This is a genomic window from Marinobacter sp. CH_CUG1437-1, assembly GCF_037029655.1.
GTDB lineage: Bacteria > Pseudomonadota > Gammaproteobacteria > Pseudomonadales > Oleiphilaceae > Marinobacter > Marinobacter salsuginis.
The window spans coordinates 126,321-142,850 of the sequence record NZ_JAYMEW010000009.1 but is presented as its reverse complement, the minus strand read 5'-3'; the positions used below and the strand labels follow the sequence as shown (position 1 = coordinate 142,850).

Here is a 16,530-nt window from a genome sequence, read left to right as displayed (position 1 = left end):
TTAAAGAGCGTTTGAGCTGTTGCTCAATCAAGGCCGCGTATTCTACATCGTTCCGCCACCTTGTCAACCGTTTATTTTTCGATGTTTTCCGTCCCCGGAAAGCGCCGAAAAATCACCCGGCTTACTGCTTATTTCGAGGCGCGCATTCTACAGTGAATTGCTTGCCTGTCAACTGCTTTCTGAAGAATTTTAAAACTCAATTTCTTCAACACTTTCAAGCAGTTGCCCTTCGAATTTGGAGCCGCTTAAGCGGCTTGCCCCTCGAAGGAGATGCGCATTCTACAGACCTGCCCGGGGGTGTCAACGGCGATTCTGAAAAAAACTCAAAATCGCCCAAAATCGGTCACGCAGTAATCAGAACACGGGCGATCTTCTTCTTACCCGCCTGGATTACACAATCATCACCCTCTACAAACATCCGATCGCCTTCGAATTGCTGACCGTCGACAAATACCGCTCCGCGCCCCAGGACATCCCTGGCCGCCGCCCCGTTCTTTACCAAACCGGCGAGGCGAAGCACTGCCGCCATCGGAATCTCGGCCTGCCCCTCCAATGACACCTCAACAGTCGGCACATTATCAGGGATCTCGCCGAGCGCCACCCGGTTACCGGCGGACTTGTGAGCAGTTCGGGCTGCCTCCTCATCGTGAAAGCGGGTAATGATCTCTTCCGCGAGCAGCTTTTTATAGTCCTGGGGATTCGCTCCGCCAGCAACAGCCTCACGAAAGCCTTCCACTTCGGCAAGCGGCCGGAAACTCAAAAGTTCAAAGTAGCGCCACAGGAGATCATCCGGCATGGAGAGCAGCTTGGTATACATTTCGCCAGGCGAGTCGTTGACGCCCACATAGTTCCCCAGAGACTTGGACATCTTCTGAACACCATCAAGCCCTTCCAGAATTGGCATGGTAAGGATCACTTGAGGCGACTGCCCATAGTGCTTCTGCAGGATACGACCCATAAGGAGGTTGAACTTCTGATCGGTACCCCCCAATTCAACATCAGCTTCCATGGCAACTGAGTCGTAACCCTGCACCAAAGGGTAGAGGAACTCGTGAATTGCGATCGCCTGCTCAGCCCGGTAGCGCTTGGTGAAATCATCCCGCTCAAGCATGCGGGCGACGGTATACTGGCCCGCCAGCTTAATCATATCTGCAGCGCTCATCTTGCTCATCCAATCGGAATTGAACATGACGCGCGTTTTTTCAGGATCCAGGATTTTGAACACCTGCTCTTTATAGCTAACCGCGTTCTCGGCGACCTGCTGCTCTGTTAAAGGAGGACGCGTTGCACTCTTGCCGGTCGGATCACCGATCATCCCGGTGAAATCACCGATCAGAAACATCACTTCGTGCCCCAGATCCTGGAACTGACGAAGCTTGTTAATGAGAACGGTGTGACCAAGATGAAGGTCAGGCGCAGTGGGATCGAAACCGGCCTTGATCCGGAGCGGACGACCTTCTTTCAATTTCTCGATAAGCTCATCTTCCGGAATGAGCTCGTCTACGCCTCGCTTGATTATCGCCAACGCTTCATCAATGGATGCCATGAACAACACGTCCCCGCTTTGATCCTGAAAAAAATTCTGCCAGTTACAGAGTTCAACAAAAGAAATCTGTGAGTTACCTGTTCCCCTGTTAAAGTTAGCTGACCAGCAATTGACCAACACCGAGTTTACAGGGCGGCGTATTATAACAACGCTGTCGAAAGAAATCCGGAGGATGGAACAGTAACCGTAATGTTCCACGCTGTCCCGCATGCATTTTATACGGTAATCTGTTGGACTATACTTGAACAACAGCTTTAATTAGGTAGTACAAGCTGCCGTAATGCCGATTAAAACGGGTGCGATACGTGCTAAAAATGTTTCCCAAAACTCACATTACCATTGCTGCTGCGGCCACGGTTGTTGTTACCGCTGCCATTCTTATGAGCCCCAGCAGCAACGTTGAAGCAAAGCGGATGTCCTACTCCCTGGATCTGGAGCAGGGCACTGTTTCCGAAACCGGCGCAGCAACTGTGGAAGCAACACCGCCAGCCGGTGCAGCCAAAGAAACCCAGCCGGAAGCATCCGCGCCAGAAATGGCTGTAGAAGCCAGCAAACAGGTAAGCGTTGCAGAGCCGGAACAGACTGCCGCTCCGAAGCAGCCCGAATTCGACTGGCAAACCTTCGCGATCAAGTCCGGCGACACCCTTTCTTCCCTGTTCAAGAAGGCGGGCTTCAATGACGGCATCATGCTTTCTGTTATTCACGGTGATGGCGAGGCAGACAAGCTGCAGCGCCTCTACGCGGGCGAGACTATTCGCTTTGCAACAACCGATGACGGCTCACTTGCAGCGATTGATCTGCAAAGAAATCGCCTGGAAACCCTGAAGATTAAAAAGAACGGTGAGAGCTTTACCGGCGAGACCGAAATTCGCAAACCGGAGGCACGACCGGCTTTCGCATCAGGCACCATTGACGGCTCTCTTTATCTGGCTGCACGGGAAGCCGGTCTGAATGACCGTTTGACCATGGAGCTGGCCGGTATCTTCGGCTGGGATATCGACTTCGTCTACGATGTCCGCAAGGGCGACCAGTTCGAAGTGGTTTACGAAGAACTCTACCTGGACGGCGAGAAATTCGATACCGGTCGAATCCTGTCTGCCCGATTTGTTAACCGTGGCGAAGAAAACCTCGCCCTGCTCTACACCGACAGCAATGGCGATGCCGATTACTACGCGCCGGACGGCAAAAGCATGCGCAAAGCCTTCCTGCGGACCCCGATTAATGCCCGGGTTTCCTCTCCCTTTAATCTGCAGCGCCGACATCCAGTGCTGGACGTTGTCCGCCCGCACGAAGGTACCGACTACGCGGCGCCTCCCGGAACGCCCATCAAGGCTGCAGGTTCAGGGCGGGTTAAATTTGCCGGCTGGAAAGGTGGCTACGGGCGAACCGTTATCCTCCAGCATGGTGACAACATCACCACCCTGTATGCCCACATGAGCCGCCTGGGCAAAGGTATCAAGAACGGTACACGGGTCAAGCAGGGCCAGACTATCGGCCACGTCGGCTCCTCCGGCATGGTCACTGGTCCGCACCTGCACTACGAGTTCAGGCTGAACGGGTCGCCGCGCAACTCGCGCACCGTCAAGCTGCCGGATGCCAAACCCATTCCGTCCTCCGAAATGGCCCGATTCAAGCAGTTCACAGAACAACGAATCGCCCAGTTCGACGTTTTCCGCGAGAGCTATCAGCAACTCGCACTGGCATCAGACGACTGAACCAGGAATGGAAGCCTGGATAGGGTTGATGTCGGGCACCAGCATGGATGGCATTGATGCCGTGCTGGTGTCTTTCCAGAACAACACCGTAACGATTCACGCCTCGCATACCACTCCCTACCCCGACCAGATTCGCCATCGCCTGCTTGCTGCCAGCCAGAATCAGGCTGCACCGGACGAGGTCGGTGAGCTGGACACCCTCGTCGGGACGCTGTTTTCCGAGGCCGCGAACGAAGTCATCCAAAAGTCCGGTTTTGACCCAACCGCGATTCGCGCCATTGGCAGCCATGGACAAACCATACGGCACCAACCCTCCGGCACGGCTCCTTTTTCAATCCAGATTGGCAATCCCTCCGTGGTTGCCGAAACTACGAACGTCACGACGGTCGCCGACTTCCGGCGGAGGGATATGGCTGCGAAAGGCCAGGGGGCACCCTTGGTTCCTGCCTTCCACAAGGCGTTTTTCAGCTCGAATACGGAAAACCGCTGCATTCTGAATCTCGGTGGCATCGCCAACATCACTTGGCTCCCCGCCAGTGAAAACACGCCGGCCACCGGCTTCGACACCGGCCCGGCCAATGCACTGATGGACGCATGGTGCCTGGACCAGACAGGACTTCCTTTTGACAGCGATGGCCATTGGGCCCTCGAGGGCTCGGTCAACCAGGAACTTCTCGAAGACATGCTCTCTGATGCCTACTTTTCGAAGACGCCCCCGAAGAGCACCGGGAAAGAAAGGTTCAATCTTGATTGGGTCAGAACACTGGTAGGTCGCCATCCGGAGATTCCAGCGGAAGATATTCAAAGGACATTGCTGCAACTGACCGTTACGAGCGTCGTCGACCAACTGCCTGAGACCAGGGGCCTTCGAGTTTACGTTTGCGGAGGCGGGGCGCGAAATCCGCTTTTGATGGAAGAGCTGGGTAAGGCACTGCCCGAGGCCCAACTTTCACTGACCTCGGAACTGGGGCTAGACCCGCAGATGGTAGAGCCTGTGGCATTTGCATGGCTGGCAAAACAGGCGCTGGAAGGAAAACCCGGGAATCTCCCGGAAGTCACCGGAGCAGCCGGGCCACGCATTCTGGGCGCCATCTACCCAGCCTGACGTTTTCCGGATCAAATGGAGAAGGAACTGCCACAGCCGCAAGTGGAGCTGGCATTAGGGTTCTGGACCACGAACTGTGACCCTTGCAGGCCTTCCTGATAATCAATCGTGGCGCCCACCAGATACTGGTAACTCATCGGATCAACCAGCAGGAACACGCCATCACGCTCGATCACGGTGTCTTCTTCATCCTGGTTTTCATCAAACGAGAAGCCGTACTGAAATCCGGAGCAGCCACCACCTGTGACAAAGACGCGAAGTTTCAGTTCGGGGTTTTCCTCTTCCTCGATCAACTCACGTACTTTGGCAACGGCATTGTCACTGAAGAACAGCGGTGTCGCCATTTGTTGCTGAACTGCGCTCAAGTTCGCCTCCGGATAATCGTGAACAACTCTCGCGATTATGGTATTCCCGACTAAAACAATCAACTATTCGGACTTTCCACCATCGCCCGATTCCTCGGGCTCCGCTGTTTGATCACCAGCAGGAGCCTGTTTAGGGCCGGCACCGGCAGATTTGGCACCCTGGGAGAGCAGCCCGACTGGCTCCCGCTGATGAACCAGGTTGCCGTTCACCGAGGCGCCCATCGCCATCTCGATCAGGTTGTAGTAGACGCTGCCATTGATGGCCGCTTTTTCCGCCAGTTCAAGATGTGCCGATGCGTAGACATCACCATTTACCGTACCGTTGATGATGACGTGAGGCGCGTTGATGTCGCCCGTCACTTCGCCCACCTCCGAGACCCTCAGTACTGCATCTGTGCCCTCATCGGCAACCACCTTCCCGCGAATTCGGCCATCCACATGAAGCCCACCGCTGAAATGCACATCGCCTTCCACAGTCGTTCGTGAGGAAATAAGTGTGTCAAAGTGGCCAGTGGGCCGGCGCGGCTTCTGCTTTTTCTTGCCAAGCATGTCAGTTCTCCGTTAAATCGTCCCAGTTAAAGGTGCGCTCGGCTTGCGAGGATTTTCTTCCTTCCGCCTGGGCTACCACCTGGATTTCCAGCGGCTCAAATTCTTCCGGCAGTTTCAGGGAACCTTCGACGTCCTGAAAATACCGGAAACGGAATTTCACGCCGAGATCGGCTATGTCCTCCGAAAGGTCGCGCAGAGCGATGACCTCTTTCTCTTCATCACGCAAACCGATGACATTGACCGCTACGACACCTGAAATGTAGCTCTTGTTGTTGCCGACCTGAGTCAGCACCAACTTGAAGTCGTAGCTATCCTGATTACGGGTCGGAACCAGCGTGAAACTGTCAACCTGGAGGCCTTTGCTGGTCTCCGATGGCGCCATGATATTTTTATAAAATGTCAGGTCCGATTGCAGTGACACAATCCGGGTTTCCAGCTCGACAATGGTTTTGCGAGCCTGATTCAGGGCCTGCTCATCTATGACCCGTCCTCGCTCCAGGTTGATCAGCTGTTGCCGGGCCTTGCGATAATCCTCTCGCAGGGCCTCGACTTCATCCTCCAACACCTGGTTTGACTCCTCAGCGCTGGAAAACCGGAAACCACCCTGAGCCAGGCCGGTTGCATATCCGGCGATTGCCGCAACAACGGTAAAAATCAGCAGGATGGCCGTTCTGCGCAGGCGATACCCGGGACGATGGCGAATAACGACATACTCTTCAGCCGGCTTTCGCTGTTCGCTCACGATCTTTCCCTGGGCATCAAGGCAGCAGCGCCGGGGCTTCAAGCCCCATGGTTTCTTTAAGGCCGAACATGATGTTCATATTCTGAACCGCCTGCCCTGCTGCGCCTTTCACCAGATTATCGATGACAGAAGAGACAATCACGATGTTGCTATGCTCCTGTCTGTGCAGCGCCATACGACACTGGTTTGCCCCGCGCACACTTCGGGTCTCCGGATGGCTACCAAACGGCATGACATCGACAAACGGCTCGTCCGCAAAGCGCTCCTCGAACAACGTCTGCAGCCGATCAAAATCGGCCGGGTTCTTCAGCTCCGCGTACAGCGTCGCCTCAATACCGCGGATCATTGGAATCAGATGGGGAACGAAGGTCACGCCCACATCACTTCCGGCCGCCCCGGACAGACCCTGGCGAATCTCTGGCAGATGGCGATGCCCTGAGGCGCCATAGGCCTTGAAGCTTTCACCAATCTCACCATGCAGCATACCAATCTTGCCCTGCCGGCCTGCGCCGCTGGCGCCGGATTTGGCGTCCGCGATCAGCCGGGCAGGATCCACCAGCCCCTGCTCCAGCAATGGGAGGAAGCCCAGCTGAACCGCTGTAGGATAACAACCGGGGTTGGCAACCAGCTGGGCTGTCCGGATTTCATCTCGCACCACCTCCGGCAAACCATAAACCGCCTTTTCAGCCCATTCCGGACTTTCATGAGCCATCCCATACCAGTTGGCCCAAACATCAAGATCCTTAAGCCGGAAATCAGCAGAAAGATCCACCACACGCACGCCGGCCGACATCAGTTCCGGAACCATTCGCATGGCCACACCATGAGGCGTGGCGAAGAAAACCAGGTCGCAGCCTCCAAGCACGGCTACATCCGGCTCGGAAAACGCCAGGTCATAGTGGCCACGCAAATTCGGGTACATGTCCGCTACCGGCATGCCCGCCTCAGACCGGGAGGTAATACAGCTGACCGAAACTTCAGGGTGAACCGCGAGGATTCTCAGCAGTTCCACACCGGTGTAACCGGTGCCACCAACGATGCCTACTTTAATCACCATCTTCTCCAGCGACGTCGTATCAGAATTAATAGCTTTGACGCCGTAGTCTACCATGATAAACCAATGACTTATTGCAGCCCTCAAGGCGACCGTTACAATGTTGTCAGAATCTTTCTGACCGTCCACCTGAATCCACCGGAACTCTGGCCTCATGCAGAAAATCTGGCACCAGATTACCGAGCATCTGATTCCCGTTTTCCGGCGCCGATTGTCCGGTGTTGACGCATTACCGCAACTGGCCGTGCTCGGCCTGCTCTCCGGGCTGTTTACCGGAGGCGTCATACTCGTATTCCGCCTGGCCATCGAGTGGCCGCTCGAACATTTCCTGCCGGGAGAGGGTTCCGAATCCTTCGAGGAACTGGACCTGCTGACCCGGGGGCTTCTCCCCCTGGCCGGCGCCCTGGGGCTGGGATTGCTGATGCATCGGCTGGCTACCCACGACCGCAAGGTCGGGATCGTTCACGTTATGGAGCGTTTGAACTACCACCAGGGCTACATTTCCATGCGTAGCGCCCTGGTGCAGTTTATCTCGGGGGTGGCCACGGTGGTCAGCGGCCAATCGGCGGGGCGCGAGGGGCCGGCAGTGCACCTGGGTGCCGCCTTCTCGAGCCTGATGGGACAATGGATGCGCCTGCCGAACAACAGCATCCGGACGCTCGTGGCCTGCGGCTGTGCGGCGGCCATTTCAGCGTCGTTCAACACGCCGATCTCCGGGGTTATTTTCGCCATGGAAGTGGTGATGATGGAATACACCATTGCGGGTTTCACGCCAATCATTCTGGCGGCCGTGAGCGCAGCGATTGTGACTCAGGCAGTGTATGGCGCGGAACCGGCCTTCAGCGTGCCGGCGCTGACCATGAACTCGCTGATGGAGATCCCCTGGATACTGGCCATTGCCGTCATTATCGGCATCGCCGCCGCGCTGTTTATCCAGTTGGTGGACACCATGGGCAAGCACCACCACCGTCCGGTTTTGTTGCGCATTACCATTGCGGGCCTTCTGATGGTGCCCTTCGCCATTTTCATTCCGGAAACCATGGGTATCGGGTACGACACCGTCAACGAAACCATTAACGGTGAGCTGGCGTTCTGGCTATTGCTGGGTGCTGGCGCCGCCAAGCTGGTCATTACCTCGCTTTCCATCGGCCTGGGCATGCCAAGCGGCGTGATTGGCCCGACGCTGTTCATGGGGGCAACCCTGGGCGGCGCCATGGGCCTGATCGGCGCACAGATTTTGCCGGAACACGCCTCGTCGGTTGGCTTTTACGCGATGCTCGGAATGGGTGCCATGATGGGGGCCGTGCTCCAGGCACCACTCGCCGCCCTGATGGCACTCATGGAACTCACGCGGAACCCCAACATCATCCTTCCGGGCATGCTGATTATTACCACGTCGAGCCTGGTGACCAGCGAGGCCTTCGGCAAGAAATCGCTGTTCCTCACCATTCTCAAGAACCAGGGGCTGAGCTACCAGAATTCTCCCGTGATCCAGGCCCTGCGCCGGGTGTCGGTCGGCGCCATCATGGATCGCAGCATCCTGCGTACTGAACGACACTTGACGGTGGAAGAGGCGCGTAAGGTCCTGAAATCGGAACCAAAGTGGCTGGTGGTTGAGGGCAGCAGCGGACCCACGGCACTGTTACCGGCTGTCGACCTGGCGAGATATCTGGAAGACACGGAAAAACTGGTGGCCGACGAGGAAATCGAACCACCGGAGTCCATTGACCTGATGGACATTCCCGCCAATCGTCGTGACGTTGCCCCGGTGCAGTACCAGGCCACTCTGGAAGAGGCCCTGGACCAGTTCGATGCAACCAATGCCGAGGCCCTTTACGTACAACGTCACGTGGCGCCAATGATCCAACGCGTTTATGGCGTGGTTCTGAAAGCCGATATCGAGAGTTATTACCAATACCGACGGAGCTGACGAATGCTGTGGGTGAAAGCCTTCCATATTATTTCTCTGGTGTGCTGGTTCGCCGGCATCTTCTATCTGCCCAGACTGTTCGTCTACCATGCGGCTTGCGAGGACGAGCCCGGCCGTGAGCGTTTCAAGATCATGGAGCGGAAGCTGTACCGGGGCATTACCACACCTTCGATGATCGCAACCGTCGTCTTCGGTGTCTGGCTGATCAGTTACAATGTAACCGGCTATTTCAGCCAGGGCTGGATGCATGCGAAGCTGTTTCTGGTGGCCATTCTGATCATTTACCATTTTTACTGCGGGCACCTTGTAAAGGTCTTCCGGGACGACCAGAACACCAGAAGCCATGTGTTTTACCGCTGGTTCAATGAATTGCCGGTCCTGATCCTTCTGGCCGTCGTCATCCTGGCTGTTGTCAAACCGTTTTGAGGAGCTGAGTCATTAAACGCTATACCCGACCCCAGGTTCTGATTCTTTCCGGCCTCGACCCCTCCGGCGGCGCCGGCATCCAGGCCGACATTCAGGCAGTCACCTCGTTGGGCTGCCACCCCTTGCCCGTTCTGTCCTGCCTCACGGTTCAGGATACGCGCAACGTTTATGGCGCCGAGCCGGTCTCCGCCGAGCTGATTCGCCAGCAGCTCCGGTGCCTTGCTGACGACACCCCCATTCACGCCATCAAAACCGGCGCCCTGGGCAATGCGGCAGTGGTGGATGTGCTGGTGGATTTCATCCGTGAACACCCAGGCGTACCCGTGATTACCGATCCGGTGATCAAAGCTGCGGGTGGCGGCGACCTGGCCGATGACGAGCTGGTTAGCGCCATGAAAGAGAAGCTGTTTCCCCTGGCAGAAATGATTACGCCAAACGGTATTGAACTGGCGATGCTCGGGGGCAGCGATAACCCGGACCAGGCTGCCAACAACCTGTTGGAAAGCGGGTGCGAATCGGTATTGGCCACCGGCGGGCACGGCACCGGTGTTCACATTATCAACACCCTCTACAATCACGCACCTGACCCCATGCGATGGGAGGTCGAACGTATCGGCGGCGAGTACCATGGCACAGGCTGCACGCTGGCCGCGGCCATTGCGGCCGGAAGAGCCTCGGGCCTGTCTCCACGCGCGGCCATCTCGCAGGCCCAGAACTACGTCCATCGCGCCATACTCCACGCGTTGGACGTTGGCAAAGGCCAACCGGTACCGGATCGAGGGATTCTGTGGGAACGATGAGCAAGGGGCTTCGTCCGGGCCTCTACGCAATCACCGACAGCGTGCTCACGCCACCCGAAACACTGATCGAATCGGTCGAGGCAGCGCTTCGCGGTGGTGCCGTCATGGTACAATATCGCGAGAAACATGCGCCCATAGCGGTACGACTTGCCCAGGCAAATGACCTGCAAGCTGTTTGCCGGAATGCCGGTGTGCCGTTGCTGATCAACGACGACCCGGATCTGGCAAAACGTGTGGGCGCTGCCGGCGTCCATATGGGGCAAACCGACGGCTCACTGGCAGCTGCCCGCGCGCTTCTCGGCGAGGAGGCGATTATCGGCATAACGTGCCACGCCGATCTGGCTTTGGCGCGCGCCGGGCTGAAAGCAGGCGCCGACTACCTGGCCTTCGGGCGCTTTTATACGTCTTCGACCAAACCCGGAGCACCGGCTGCAGCCCCAAGCGTGTTAACCGAAGCCAAGAGTTTCGGGCGCCCACTGACGGCCATTGGCGGCGTCACCGCAGAAAACGCAGAACCACTGATCCGCGCCGGGGCCGATATGCTTGCCGTGGTTGGTGGCCTGTTTGGCGGTACTGCCGACGAGATTGAGCTGCGAGCCAAAGCCTTTGAGCGCTTGTTCGCAAGCCATCACCCACTTTTTTCAATTCCCGAATAACAGGAGCCCAGATCCATGACGCACTCCGAAACCCTGTTCGAACAGGCCCAGAAATACATCCCCGGTGGCGTGAATTCTCCGGTCCGGGCGTTTCGCGGTGTCGGTGGTACGCCCATTTTCTTCAAGCACGCCCAAGGCGCCTACCTGTACGACGAAGACGACCAGCGATACATCGATTACATCGGCTCCTGGGGCCCCATGATTCTTGGCCACGGCGACCAGCGCATCAAGGATGCCCTGCACGCCCAAGTGGATCTGGGCGTTGGCTATGGCGCACCCACAGCCCTCGAAACCGAAATGGCCAAGAAGGTTTGCGAACTGGTGCCCTCCATCGAACTGGTCCGCATGGTGAATTCAGGCACCGAGGCCACCATGAGCACCGTTCGACTCGCCCGGGGCTACACCGGTCGTGACAAGATCGTGAAGTTCGAGGGCTGCTACCATGGCCATGTGGATTCACTGCTTGTCAAAGCAGGCTCCGGCGCCCTTACCCTGGGCGTACCTAACTCCCCGGGCATCCCCGCCAGCCTGGCTGAGCACACCATCACGCTGACCTACAACGACATGGACAGCGTTCGGGAATGCTTCCGGGAGATGGGCGACCAGATCGCCGCGATTATCGTTGAGCCAGTGGCAGGTAACATGAACTGCATCCCGCCGGTTCCCGGCTTCCTTGAGGGGTTGCGGGAAGTGTGCGACGAGCACGGCACCGTGCTGATCTTCGACGAAGTAATGACCGGGTTCCGAGTTTCCCTAGGCGGCGCCCAGGGGCTGTATGGCGTAACCCCGGACCTCACCGCACTGGGCAAGGTAATTGGTGGCGGGCTTCCGGTCGGCGCCTTTGGCGGCAAACGGGAAATCATGGAACACATCTCACCACTGGGACCGGTTTACCAGGCAGGCACCCTGAGCGGCAACCCCCTGGCCATGTGCGCCGGCCTGACAACACTGAATGCAATCTCCGAGCCCGGTTTCCACGACCGGCTGACCGAGAAAACCAATGCTGTTCGCGACGGCCTGAAAGAAGCCGCTGATGCCACCGGCATCCCGTTGACGGTGCAGAGTGCTGGCGCGATGTTCGGATTTTTCTTTACCGAGGAAAGCTCTGTCACCCGGTTTGACCAGGTGATGGCCTGCGATGTCGAGCGCTTCAAGAAGTTTTTCCAGGGCATGCTCAAGGAAGGCGTTTACCTGGCACCGTCGGCCTTTGAAGCCGGCTTTACAACAGCGGCGCTGTCCGAACAGGACATTGCCGATACCATAGCGGCTGCAAGAAAGGTCATGGCCACGCTCTGATACTCCCGCTCATATCGCCGCCCCGCAGGTCGCAACATGTCCTGCGGGGCCATTCATGTGACAAGCATCACATTTCCGCAGCGAACCCACCCACCTGGCCTCTCGCACCGTTGACTTAGACGCCCGACTGATCAAATGTTGATCGGGTCTCTACCGAGATGCTCTGACGGCACCAATCTAACAAAGACAAGAATCAAGTCAGCGCACGGAAGCACTTGGTCTGCCATCAAGCAGATGCAGTACGAGCAGGAAGTCTCTGGAGCAGCCTGTTAGGTTGAGCCGCAGTTTGAATAACAAACACAACATCAAACTGTAGGAACGACAATGAAACTCTGGATGCAAGCAATGGCCCTGGCCCTGACAGTGGCCTGGTCTGCCCCCTCCGCCGCCTGGTGGTGGGACTCTACCCCTTCAAACTATACGGATACCCGCTACCCGGTTGTGCTGGTGCATGGCATGTTCGGCTTTGATTCGATTGCCGGCGTGGACTACTGGTACGGCGTTGCCGAGGATCTCCGCAAATACGGCGCTGATGTTTACACCACTCAGGTGCCCGCCCTGGACAGCACCATTGCTCGCGGTGAAGCGCTTCTGCCGCAGGTACAGGCGATCGCCGCGGTGCACGGCAAGGTCAATCTGATTGGCCACAGCCACGGGGGCCCCACGGCCCGTTACATCGCCAGGGTGCGGCCGGATCTGGTCGCCTCAGTGACGTCGGTCGGCTCGCCCCATAAAGGCTCGCCGGTCGCCGACCTTATCTACGGCTCCCCTGCCGAAAGCCTGGCGGCCAGTCTGGGAAATGCATTGGGTGGGCTTATCGATCTGCTGTCCGGTGGCGGTTATAACCAGGACCTGCGGTCAAGCCTGGAATCCCTCACCACCCAGGGCAGCGCCGAATTCAACAGCTTTGCCCCTGCCGGGGTTCCAACCACCTCTTGCGGTGAAGGCGCCTACTCGGCAAATGGTGTCCGCTTCTATTCCTGGGGTGGCACCGGTGTTCTGACCAACGTACTGGATCCGTCCGACGCGTTGTTAGGCACCACCAGCCTCGCCTTCGGCTTCAGCCAGAACGACGGTCTGGTAGGCCGCTGCAGCAGCCGGTTTGGCAAGGTTATCCGGGATAATTACTTCATGAACCATCTGGATGAAGTGAATCAGGCGTTGGGCCTGCATAGCCTCTTCGAAACTGATCCAAAAGCGGTTTTCAAGCAACACGCTAACCGCCTGAGAAACGCAGGACTGTAACGGGTAGCCGGTCTTCTGGCTTTGCCTTGCAGAGCTAGAAGGCCCCTTCCAGGGTAAACATCAGCGTCTGGCGCTGATAGTCATATTGCGAAAGACTGCTTCTGTTATCCCGAACCAACCACTCCCCCCTGACAAGCCAAAGGCTGTCCAGAGACTTCTCCGCCAGCAATCCGATCTCCAGACGGTTATCTGTTCTGCGCCCGCTCTCGCCTTCCCCGGACACCAACTGATGGGCGTCCCGGTATCGACTGTGGCGAACAGAGCCTGTTGCTCCGAATACGATATCTGGCCGCCACTGGTAGCGACCGGCAAACTCCAGTGTGTGGTGGGTAGGTGAGACACTGATAAACTCATTGGTTGTTTGCAGATCCCGCCGGTCATTGATTTCCAGTGAGTATTCGCCGTCCAATCGCCAGGGTCCGAGGTACTTCCGCGCATGAACGCGTGCTCGATACCACTCTCCGTCATAGGCCTCGAAGCCTGAACCACCATTCACGGCAGCCGCCGCCAGAGCGATTCCACACTGATCCGGGGCTACGGGTAGCGAACACTCACGCCAACGATAAAACCCCTCGATGCCGTATCGGGTTTCAAGGGATTCGCTGCCAAACCAGGACTTCACCAACGACACCAGAGCGCCGCGCTCACCTGCAGTGAGGGTCTCAGACCAGGCCAATCGTCCCTGCAATACCTGAGCGTCATACTCGTCATCGGAAGGATGTTCCCGGGAATAGGCGGCAGCATCGAGGGAAAGCCGAGAGCGGGTGCCGACTGGCCGTTCGTAGGTTCCGGCAGCCAGCGCTTCGAGGAACAGCCCACCTTCACTCGACGCCGTGTCCTCGGGCAGGCCGGCAATATTGGAATCGTAACCGCCTGAGATTCCCAGATAGCCGCGAATGGAGGGCTGGCGGGCCAACCGAGGCGATCCACCATCCAGTTTATTCAGTTGCGCCCGGGCCAGTGCCCGGATTTTATCCGGAGCGCTCTCTGCCGAGGCCTGCTCGAACCAATGACGGGCTTCGGCAGACTCCTCCGTAGCAAGCGCGACCAGACCGAGGTTATAACGCGCCAGGGCGCCATTGGAGCCATTGAGCAATGAACGGAAGGCAGATTCAGCGGCGCCATAATCGCCCAGCTGGTAGCAGACAACACCGAGGTTATAGAAAAGCGAGGGAGATCTCAGGCCATCATCAACGGCCCTCTGGAAGCGCTGTTTCGCGGCGTTCAGGTCTCCTGCTTCAAAGGCTTCAACGCCAGCACGGAAATCCTCCATGCCGGCTTCCGTTTCAGCCGCCTGAAGAGCAACCGTGGGCATTAACAACAGGATCAGGAACAGGGCGCGCCAAAATACCAGCAAACGGGTCTCTCCGGGTTAATCCTCGCAGGGGATGCCCGGTTACGTACCCGGCTTCAGCGATCCAGTCCTGGTGCATCCGGCAGTTCTGGGCGCTCTGGGCGCTCGGGCTTACCCTTGATCAGTTCTCGGGATTGCCTGGCCTTTTCGGACATGGACTCACCGAACTCGCGCCCCCTTTCTCGGGCCTCACTCGCCGCATCCAGACCCCGGGAGCCAGCATTGCCTGGATTTTCGGGGCTTTCGATAGCGCGGGGCAACTCGATTTCCCGCACCACTGAATCGGTGAGCTCTGCGTCGTCAGTTACCATACGCATGGTAACATCCAGATCCTCGTTGGCCAGCGCTGTTACCGGTATTAATAATCCGACCATCAGAAATCCGACCAGCTTGACGCTCAATGCAAGTCTCTCTCTGATCATGATTCTGGATCCTCGGCGGTCTGCTGTGGGTAGTCTGGAATCGGGGCTCGGAAGGTTTTCTGGCGATCTCCGGTCTCCAGTCGAGCCACCAGCTCGCCAGAACCCGGGAAAAGCAATTTCAACGGCAACGACAGAACGTTCTCGCCCGCATCGAGGCTTACCTGCCAGCTAAGCTGGTGCTGCCCCGGCCAGGAGGCCACCTCGACATTGGGCGGCAGTTCCAGAGTCAGCGTTACATTCTCCAGGGCTTCGCCGGAATGGAAGGCCAGACGCACGGTTTTCTCAACCGGCTCGGCAATCCCTGTTGCGGACTCATCCGCGTCGCTTTGCGACAACGCGACGACAGGAGCATCTTCGTCAATAACGCTGCCCGGATTCAAAAAGATACCAAGGCCGATGCCCAGCGCCAGTGCCGCCGCGATGGCACCACCCAACGCCCTGTGACTCCATCCAGAACCAGAACTGACGGTTCCTCGGGCAGAGCTCAAAACACGGCTGTGAAAGTCCGGGGAAGGCAAAGGAACGCTGAATTGCTCCTGCAACTCCCGTTTCAGGGTACGCTCTGAGACAAGCCTCTTACTGCACGCCGGGCAGGCAGCAACATGCTTCTGCACCCGCTCACTGGCAGCGGCGGTAAGCTCATCATTAATGTAGGCGGGCAGGTTCACCCGGATTTCGTTGCAGGACATTGTCTTCACCTCACTCTCCCACACGTCCGGCCGGCTCGGTTGGTTCCAGCTCACGCTGCAATTTCTTTCGCAGCGCGGCCCGACAGCGATGCAACCGGGATTTTACGGTCCCCAGCGGTATATCGAGCACCTCCGCGATGTCCTCCTGGCGCCAACCATCCGCGTCATGCAGCAACAGAAGGGTTCGCTGATCAGGAGTCAGGGTCATCATCACCCGTTCCAACGCTGGCCCCAGGCGAGATTGCTCCAGCTGCAGATCCGGGCCAACGCTGTCCGATTCCAGACTGTCCAGCCAGTCAGCCTGGCCTTCAGAGCCGATCAGCTCCGTCAACGGGCGATCACCCTGACGGTTCTTGCGCCGAACCTGGTCAATAAACTGTCTGTATACCACCCGGTTCAGCCAGGGCCGCAGCTGATCAACGCTTTCCAGCTCATCAAGCTTTGGGAATAGCTTGACCACAACATCCTGAACCAGATCCTCAGCGTCCTGTTGTTGGCCGGCCAACCGATAAGCAAACCGGTACATGGCGTCCAGATGAGGCTGCACCAAGGCGTCAAACCGCCGGGACTTGGAGGGCTTGAAAGGAAAGATTGCCAAAGCCGTTGTTTACCTGCGTGGGTTCATGCCAGCGGCGC

The 16,530-nt window shown here is 57.6% G+C and carries 17 protein-coding genes; 8 read left to right on the top strand and 9 right to left on the bottom strand.

Translation table 11 applies throughout. The features are described from left to right. Positions 1-343: 343 nt before the first annotated feature. On the bottom strand, positions 344-1,546 hold the full coding sequence (gene tyrS, locus WA411_RS18365; protein WP_069184837.1) for a tyrosine--tRNA ligase: 1,203 nt from the start codon (positions 1,544-1,546) through the stop codon (positions 344-346). A 305-nt stretch (positions 1,547-1,851) separates the two neighbouring features. Between tyrS and WA411_RS18360 the strand changes: the two genes are divergently transcribed. Both WA411_RS18360 and WA411_RS18355 read left to right on the top strand, forming a co-directional pair. Then, entirely contained in the window at positions 1,852-3,261 is a 1,410-nt protein-coding gene (locus WA411_RS18360) for a peptidoglycan DD-metalloendopeptidase family protein (RefSeq protein ID WP_069184824.1), read from the top strand. 7 nt (positions 3,262-3,268) lie between these two features. Next, entirely contained in the window at positions 3,269-4,366 is a 1,098-nt protein-coding gene (locus WA411_RS18355; protein WP_291910018.1) for an anhydro-N-acetylmuramic acid kinase, read from the top strand. A gap of 11 nt (positions 4,367-4,377) precedes the next feature. On the opposite strand, the gene erpA is transcribed toward WA411_RS18355, so the two are convergent. The 4 genes from erpA to argC all read right to left on the bottom strand — a co-directional run bounded on the left by erpA (position 4,378) and on the right by argC (position 7,076). Then, the gene (erpA, locus tag WA411_RS18350; RefSeq protein WP_205632679.1) at positions 4,378-4,710 is read right to left on the bottom strand and encodes an iron-sulfur cluster insertion protein ErpA; all 333 of its coding nucleotides are present in this window, start codon (positions 4,708-4,710) and stop codon (positions 4,378-4,380) included. Between the two features lie 84 nt (positions 4,711-4,794). Next, positions 4,795-5,280: a bactofilin family protein gene (locus WA411_RS18345; RefSeq protein ID WP_153634912.1), complete on the bottom strand. Its 486-nt coding sequence runs from the start codon at positions 5,278-5,280 to the stop codon at positions 4,795-4,797. 1 nt (position 5,281) lies between these two features. Next, entirely contained in the window at positions 5,282-6,022 is a 741-nt protein-coding gene (locus tag WA411_RS18340; RefSeq protein ID WP_069184836.1) for a DUF6776 family protein, read from the bottom strand. 16 nt (positions 6,023-6,038) lie between these two features. After that, positions 6,039-7,076 carry an N-acetyl-gamma-glutamyl-phosphate reductase gene (argC, locus tag WA411_RS18335; protein WP_291910171.1) on the bottom strand — a complete coding sequence of 346 codons (1,038 nt, stop codon included), beginning with the start codon at positions 7,074-7,076 and terminating at the stop codon, positions 6,039-6,041. Positions 7,077-7,230: 154 nt separating this feature from the next. On the opposite strand from argC, the gene WA411_RS18330 reads away from it, so the two are divergent. From WA411_RS18330 to WA411_RS18305, 6 genes are all read left to right on the top strand, one after another. Next, positions 7,231-9,006 carry a chloride channel protein gene (locus WA411_RS18330; protein ID WP_136631326.1) on the top strand — a complete coding sequence of 592 codons (1,776 nt, stop codon included), beginning with the start codon at positions 7,231-7,233 and terminating at the stop codon, positions 9,004-9,006. Positions 9,007-9,009: 3 nt separating this feature from the next. After that, positions 9,010-9,432 carry a protoporphyrinogen oxidase HemJ gene (hemJ, locus tag WA411_RS18325; protein WP_069184819.1) on the top strand — a complete coding sequence of 141 codons (423 nt, stop codon included), beginning with the start codon at positions 9,010-9,012 and terminating at the stop codon, positions 9,430-9,432. Between the two features lie 41 nt (positions 9,433-9,473). Next, complete coding sequence (gene thiD, locus WA411_RS18320) at positions 9,474-10,232, top strand: bifunctional hydroxymethylpyrimidine kinase/phosphomethylpyrimidine kinase (RefSeq protein WP_153634909.1); 759 nt, start codon at positions 9,474-9,476, stop codon at positions 10,230-10,232. Beyond that, the gene (gene thiE, locus WA411_RS18315) at positions 10,229-10,888 is read left to right on the top strand and encodes a thiamine phosphate synthase (RefSeq protein WP_418766818.1); all 660 of its coding nucleotides are present in this window, start codon (positions 10,229-10,231) and stop codon (positions 10,886-10,888) included. Before thiD ends, thiE begins: the two co-directional genes overlap by 4 nt. A gap of 15 nt (positions 10,889-10,903) precedes the next feature. Then, positions 10,904-12,184, top strand: coding sequence for a glutamate-1-semialdehyde 2,1-aminomutase (gene hemL / locus WA411_RS18310; RefSeq protein ID WP_291910023.1), 1,281 nt, complete (start codon positions 10,904-10,906; stop codon positions 12,182-12,184). A 324-nt stretch (positions 12,185-12,508) separates the two neighbouring features. Continuing rightward, positions 12,509-13,429: a lipase family alpha/beta hydrolase gene (locus tag WA411_RS18305; RefSeq protein WP_291910025.1), complete on the top strand. Its 921-nt coding sequence runs from the start codon at positions 12,509-12,511 to the stop codon at positions 13,427-13,429. Between the two features lie 34 nt (positions 13,430-13,463). Here WA411_RS18305 and WA411_RS18300 read toward each other — a convergent pair whose 3' ends face one another. The 4 genes from WA411_RS18300 to WA411_RS18285 are packed head-to-tail and all read right to left on the bottom strand — an operon-like array spanning position 13,464 to position 16,492. Next, on the bottom strand, positions 13,464-14,786 hold the full coding sequence (locus WA411_RS18300) for a tetratricopeptide repeat protein (protein ID WP_291910027.1): 1,323 nt from the start codon (positions 14,784-14,786) through the stop codon (positions 13,464-13,466). Positions 14,787-14,839: 53 nt separating this feature from the next. Beyond that, entirely contained in the window at positions 14,840-15,205 is a 366-nt protein-coding gene (locus WA411_RS18295) for a hypothetical protein (RefSeq protein WP_291910029.1), read from the bottom strand. Then, positions 15,202-15,894, bottom strand: coding sequence for an anti-sigma factor family protein (locus tag WA411_RS18290; protein ID WP_069184812.1), 693 nt, complete (start codon positions 15,892-15,894; stop codon positions 15,202-15,204). The genes WA411_RS18295 and WA411_RS18290 overlap by 4 nt, the downstream gene beginning before the upstream one ends. A gap of 10 nt (positions 15,895-15,904) precedes the next feature. Further along, the gene (locus WA411_RS18285; protein ID WP_291910031.1) at positions 15,905-16,492 is read right to left on the bottom strand and encodes an RNA polymerase sigma factor; all 588 of its coding nucleotides are present in this window, start codon (positions 16,490-16,492) and stop codon (positions 15,905-15,907) included. Between the last annotated feature and the right edge of the window lie 38 nt (positions 16,493-16,530).